The 5,484-nt window shown below is 72.2% G+C and carries 5 protein-coding genes; 2 read left to right on the top strand and 3 right to left on the bottom strand.

Annotation, left to right across the window (positions count from 1 at the left end):
• Positions 1 to 1,163: protein kinase (locus ABZ281_RS35835; protein ID WP_356662241.1), on the bottom strand; the 1,163-nt coding region annotated here is incomplete at its 3' end.
• 347 nt (positions 1,164 to 1,510) lie between these two features.
• Between ABZ281_RS35835 and ABZ281_RS35830 the strand changes: the two genes are divergently transcribed.
• Positions 1,511 to 3,160, top strand: coding sequence for a protein kinase (locus ABZ281_RS35830; protein WP_356662240.1), 1,650 nt, complete (start codon positions 1,511 to 1,513; stop codon positions 3,158 to 3,160).
• 72 nt (positions 3,161 to 3,232) lie between these two features.
• Here the strand turns inward: ABZ281_RS35830 and ABZ281_RS35825 are convergent, their stop codons facing one another.
• Together ABZ281_RS35825 and ABZ281_RS35820 are read right to left on the bottom strand one after the other, a co-directional pair.
• The gene (locus ABZ281_RS35825; protein ID WP_142161844.1) at positions 3,233 to 3,772 is read right to left on the bottom strand and encodes a bacterial proteasome activator family protein; all 540 of its coding nucleotides are present in this window, start codon (positions 3,770 to 3,772) and stop codon (positions 3,233 to 3,235) included.
• Between the two features lie 85 nt (positions 3,773 to 3,857).
• Entirely contained in the window at positions 3,858 to 4,427 is a 570-nt protein-coding gene (locus ABZ281_RS35820; RefSeq protein WP_356662239.1) for a PadR family transcriptional regulator, read from the bottom strand.
• Between the two features lie 464 nt (positions 4,428 to 4,891).
• Here ABZ281_RS35820 and ABZ281_RS35815 point away from each other — a divergent pair, with 464 nt between their 5' ends.
• Complete coding sequence (locus ABZ281_RS35815) at positions 4,892 to 5,203, top strand: hypothetical protein (RefSeq protein ID WP_356662238.1); 312 nt, start codon at positions 4,892 to 4,894, stop codon at positions 5,201 to 5,203.
• Positions 5,204 to 5,484: the final 281 nt, after the last annotated feature.

Here is a 5,484-nt window from a genome sequence, read left to right as displayed (position 1 = left end):
CCGGCGATTCCGGCGGCCGCGTCGAGGTGGCCGACGTTCGATCCGCCGTCGTCCCCGCCGCCGTAGCCGCCGCCGTAGCCGCCGGGCAGGATCGGCGAGGGGATCTGCGCGGTGCCGGAGGGGTCCCCGGCGTGGCCCATCACGGCCGTCGCGCCGGCGAAGCCGCCCGCCGGGGTGTGCCGGCCGTCGTGCAGGTCGACCGGGCCGGTGTTCCAGGTGCCGGTATGGCCGCCCTGGTCGTAGAGCATCTGGAGCGCGTACTGGACCAGCCCGCGCATCTCCTCGGCCGTCTGGAAACGGTCGTCGGGCTCCTTGGCGAGAGCGCGCATGGCCAAGCCGTCCAGCTCCGGCGGGCAGGCGTCGGAGGCCTCCGACGGCGGCGTCGGGATGTCCTGGACGTGCTGGTAGACCACGGACAGCGGGGTCTCGCCGGTGAACGGCGGGCGCAGCGCGAGGAGTTCGTAGAGCAGACAGCCCGTCGCGTACAGGTCGGAGCGGTGGTCGACGGCCTTGCCGAGCGCCTGCTCGGGGGAGAGGTACTGCGGGGTGCCCATGACCATGCCGGTCTGTGTCATCGTCGTGGACGCGCCGTGCAGGGCGCGGGCGATACCGAAGTCCATCACCTTCACGGCGCCGTTGTGCGTGATGATGACGTTGGCGGGCTTGATGTCGCGGTGCACGATGCCGTGCTGGTGCGAGTAGGCGAGCGCCTCCAGGACGCCCGAGACGATGATCAGCGCCTGCTCGGGGCCGGGGGCCTCCGCGTTCAGCAGCAGGTCGCGGATGGTGCGGCCCTCGACGATCTCCATGACGATGTACGGCACGGACTGGCCGCCGACGAAGTCCTCGCCGGAGTCGTACACGGCGACGATCGAGTGGTGGTTGAGACCGGCCACCGACTGGGCCTCGCGCGTGAAGCGCGCCTTGGACACCGGGTCCTCGGCGAGGTCGGAGCGGAGCAGCTTGACCGCGACGGTGCGTCCGAGACGGACGTCCTCGGCTGCGAACACCTCGGCCATGCCGCCCCGGCCGAGTCTGCGGGTCAGCCGGTACCGGCCGTCCCCGACCAACCCGCCGTTACCCCAGAGCTCAGGCGCGTCCGACATGCCGCCGCCAGACGCCTCGGGGTCGGACGGGCCCTGAGCGGCCTGCTGCTGTGCCATCAGTCCTCGCCGTCGTTTCTGCCCGCGGTGCGCGCGGTGTTGTTACGGTCTCCGTCGGCCACGCTACAGCCTCCGCGCAAGCCTCCGGTCCGGGAAGGGGCACCGGGACCGGCACGAGACGGACCGGCCATGAAACCTTCACTCCTTACTGTCGTGCAAATTCCGTGTGCCGGCCGTACGCCCCCTGTAACGCTTCCGCGACGCTTCTTTCGCGTACGGTCACGGAACGGGCACCGAGCTTGACGTGTCGGTGCCCTGGGGCAGACTTGGCCGGGAATGGCGGTTTGGATCAACGACGGATCAGCGACAGTCGGCGGCGCCTGCAGGGGCTACGGGGGACAGCGAACATGAGCCAGGACGGCGCACAGGGCCAGTACACGGGGCGGGCGCTCGCCAGTGGCCGCTATCAGCTGCGTGACCTCCTCGGCCAGGGCGGCATGGCCTCGGTGCACCTCGCATACGACAGCGTGCTCGACCGGCAGGTCGCCATCAAGACACTTCACACGGACCTCGGACGGGAACAGGCCTTCCGCGAGCGGTTCCGCCGCGAGGCCCAGTCCGTGGCCAAGCTCACGCACACCAACATCGTGTCGGTCTTCGACACCGGCGAGGACACCCTCGACGGCATGACGACGCCGTACATCGTCATGGAGTACGTCGAGGGCCGCCCGCTCGGCTCGGTCCTCGACGAGGACGTGCGGCAGCAGGGCGCGATGCCCGCCGACAAGGCGCTGAAGATCACGGCGGACGTGCTGGCCGCGCTGGAGATCAGCCACGAGATGGGTCTGGTCCACCGCGACATCAAGCCGGGCAACGTGATGATGACCAAGCGCGCCGTGGTCAAGGTCATGGACTTCGGCATCGCCCGCGCCATGCAGTCCGGCGTGACGTCGATGACGCAGACCGGCATGGTCGTCGGCACTCCGCAGTACCTCTCGCCGGAGCAGGCCCTCGGCCGCGGTGTGGACGCCCGCTCCGACCTGTACTCGGTCGGCATCATGCTGTTCCAACTGGTGACCGGGCGGCTGCCGTTCGAGGCGGACTCGCCGCTGGCCATCGCGTACGCGCACGTGCAGGAGGAGCCGCCGGTTCCGTCCTCGATCAACCGCGCGCTGCCCCCGGCCATGGACGCGCTGATCGCCCGTGCGCTGAAGAAGAACCCGAACGAGCGCTTCCCCAGCGCCGAGGCCATGCGCGACGAGTGCCTGCGGGTGGCGGCGTCCTTCAGCGCCGTGCCGCCGAGCATCGTCCCGGGCACCCAGGCCCCGAGCGGCGCGGGCGTCGGCTCGGCCGTGTTCCCGCCGGTCGACCAGGCGACCCCGACGCCGTCGGGCCAGGTCCAGACGCCGTACCAGCCGACCCCGCCCCCGAACCCGTACGGCACCCCCGCCCCGACGGGGCCGTCCCCGGCGTACGGCTATCCGCAGCAGGGCGGCTACCAGACGCCGTCCCCGGCGGCGTACTCCCCGCAGCCCGGCCCGTCGACGCCGCCGCCGTACAACCTGACGCCCCAGACCGCGGGGGCCTCCTCCGGCGGCGGCAGGAACAACAAGCCGGTGATCATCGGCTCGATCATCGTGTCGGTGCTCGCCGTCGGCGGCCTCGTCACCGCGCTGCTGCTGAACGGCGGCGGCGAGGACGACAAGGGCGGCGGCGGCAGCAGCAGCGCCAGTGCGTCGGCCTCGGCTGAGAAGAAGCCCGGCTACCGCGGGCCGGACACCGCGAAGACGATCGACACCGAGGAGTGCACCGAGCCGCGGGAGTCGTACAACGACCCCGACAAGATCCAGATCCCGGACTTCAAGTTCAAGAACATCAAGTCGGTCAAGGCCTGTCTCCAGGCGGCCGGCTGGAAACTGAACGAGAAGAAGCTCGACGAGAACACCTACGGCGACGGCACGGTCATGAACCAGTTCCCCTCCGCCGACACCGACGTGGACCCGAAGGACATGCCCGAGATCGAGCTCAGCGTCTCGACGGGCAACCCGCCCTCCTGAGGTCCCCCTGACGCGCAAGGGGCCCGGCAGCTTCGGCTGCCGGGCCCTTCGGTCTGTGGGGTCAGGGGACGTCTACAGGTAGGGGCCGCCCGAACGGCCGCCCGGGTGCTGCTCGTCCAGGCCGTCGCCGACCCCCGGCGGGAGGGCGCGGCGCATCTGCTCCAGCTGGGCACGGGCCGCCATCTGCTGGGCGAACAGCGTCGTCTGGATCCCGTGGAAGAGCCCCTCCAACCAGCCGACCAGCTGGGCCTGTGCGATGCGCAGCTCCGAGTCGCTGGGGGTCGCCTCGTCCGTGAAGGGCAGGGAGAGCCGCTCCAGCTCCTCGACCAGCTCGGGCGCCAGACCGTCCTCCAGCTCCTTCACCGAGCTGGCGTGGATGTCCTTCAGCCGCACCCGGCTGGCCTCGTCCAGGGGAGCCGCGCGCACTTCCTCCAGCAGCTGCTTGATCATGCTGCCGATCCGCATGACCTTCGCGGGCTGCTCCACCTGTTCCGTGACCGGGGTCTCGCGGGAGTCCTCGTCTCCGCTGCCGCCACCGAGCGCCATGCCGTCCTGGCCCACGACCAGGATCTGCGGGTTCTCCGGCGACCTTTCGTTCCTCGGCATCTCCATGCCGCCATTCTCTCGCACGCCTGCACCTCACCTCCGTGGTGCCCCCCGGGGAGGTTGATCCACCACGCCGGAGGAGACGATTCGGTCAGGCTTCGGGTTGCTCCCGCTCGGGCGGTTCCTCCTCGCGGGTGAATCGGAGCAGGCGGGCCTCGCAGTGGTCCAGCCAGCGGACCTCGGCCTCGTCCTGGAAGACGAGCTGCTCCAGGACGAGCAGCCGGGCCATCTCCTCGGGGTGCTCCGGCGCGCGGGCCAGGGCCTCGGCACGCTGCCGCACGTGGTCGTGGAGCGCCCGCGCCACGTGCCGCCGCTGTGCCTCGACGACCTCCCGGACGTCGACGCCGTCCGCGCCGAGCGCCATCACCAGCTTGATCGCCAGCTCGTCGCGCGGCGGTCCGGCCCGTTCGACGGGGCGGTCGTACCAGGCGCGCAGCTCGGCCCGGCCGGCCTCGGTGAGCGCGTACAGCGTGTGTCCGGCGGCGTCGACGTCGTCCTGGGCGACCATGCCGTCCCGTTCCAGGCGCCCGAGCGTCGTGTAGACCTGCCCGATGTTCAGCGGCCAGATGCCGCCGGTGCGGGCCTCGAAGTCGGTGCGCAGGCGGGAGCCGTAGCGGGGGCCGGCCGCCAGAAGGGCCAGCAGCCCGTGACGTATCGACATAACCGGATTGTGCAGCGATTCCGCCCGTCGGCCGAACCCGGAGTGCCGGACGCCGGGGGCGGTGTGAGGCTGATTGCCTCGATATGACCGAACTTGCCGTTTCTGCCCTGCCGGGCACGCGGCGGGAGGGGGTCACCCACGTGACTCCATGGCTACGCGCACTGCGGGCGGCGGGACTGGTGCTCGCCCTGGGGGCCGGCGCGGTCGTCTCACCCTACGGATCCGTCCCGTCCTACGGGGCTGCCCTCGCGTACGACGAGGAGGGGGCGGAGGAGGAAGCGGGGTCCGGGCCCCCGGCCACCCGGACGCTCAAACCGGCCCCATCGGCCGCATCGGCCCCTTCGCGCCCGGCAGCGCCGTCGTCCCGGTCCGCCCCCTCGCCCGGGGCGGCACCATCGTCCCGGTCCGCTCCGCCGCCCATGGCGGCCCCGTCGACCCGGGCGGCTTCGTCGACCCCGTCCGCGGTGGCGGCTCCTTCCGCCGCCGGTGAACCCTCTCGGGCCGGGAGCCGGGCCGGGGAGGGCCGGGCGCGGCCGGGACGGCCGGAGGACGCCGGGGAGAAGCCGGGCGTCGCGGACGCCACGGCCTTCCCCGAAGAGCCGCGGGAGCCCGCCCCGGAGCCCTCCGCACCGGCGGAGCAGCCCGTGCGAGAGGCGGCGACAGCCGAACGCCCCGTCGGCCCGGTCCTGCGCATCCTGCCCCTGGGCAGCGGCCTGGTCCTGATCGGCCTGGGCCTGGGCCTGGCGTTCTTCGCGCTGCGGCTGCGGCGGGTCTAGGTGCGGGGTCGGCGCTTCGCGGGGGCGGTGCGGGTTGCCGCCCGGCGGTCGAGCGCCTCCCAGGTGGGGCTGCCGCCGGACGGGCGAGGCGCATCGCGGGCGGGGTGCGGCTGAGCCGAACCACATCACCGACGCGGTACGGCTGCCGCCGGACGGGCGAGGCGCATCACCGACGCCCTACGGCTGCCACCCGACGGCCGAAGCACATCACCGACGCAGCTGGTCAAGCGCGGCGAGCAGGTCAACGTCGAGATCTACGTCCACACCGAGGGTGAGCTGGC

This window comes from Streptomyces sp. NPDC006265 (assembly GCF_040613555.1).
Classification (GTDB): domain Bacteria; phylum Actinomycetota; class Actinomycetes; order Streptomycetales; family Streptomycetaceae; genus Streptomyces.
This window is presented reverse-complemented; position numbering and strand designations above follow the sequence as displayed.

What these genes read in the sequence shown, in the direction of transcription:
- ABZ281_RS35820 (WP_356662239.1), bottom strand. Translation starts at nt 4,427, where the DNA reads ATGTCGATACGTCACGGGCTGCTGGCCCTTCTGGCGGCCGGCCCCCGC.
- ABZ281_RS35830 (WP_356662240.1), top strand. Translation starts at nt 1,511, where the DNA reads ATGAGCCAGGACGGCGCACAGGGCCAGTACACGGGGCGGGCGCTCGCC.
- ABZ281_RS35825 (WP_142161844.1), bottom strand. Translation starts at nt 3,772, where the DNA reads ATGGAGATGCCGAGGAACGAAAGGTCGCCGGAGAACCCGCAGATCCTG.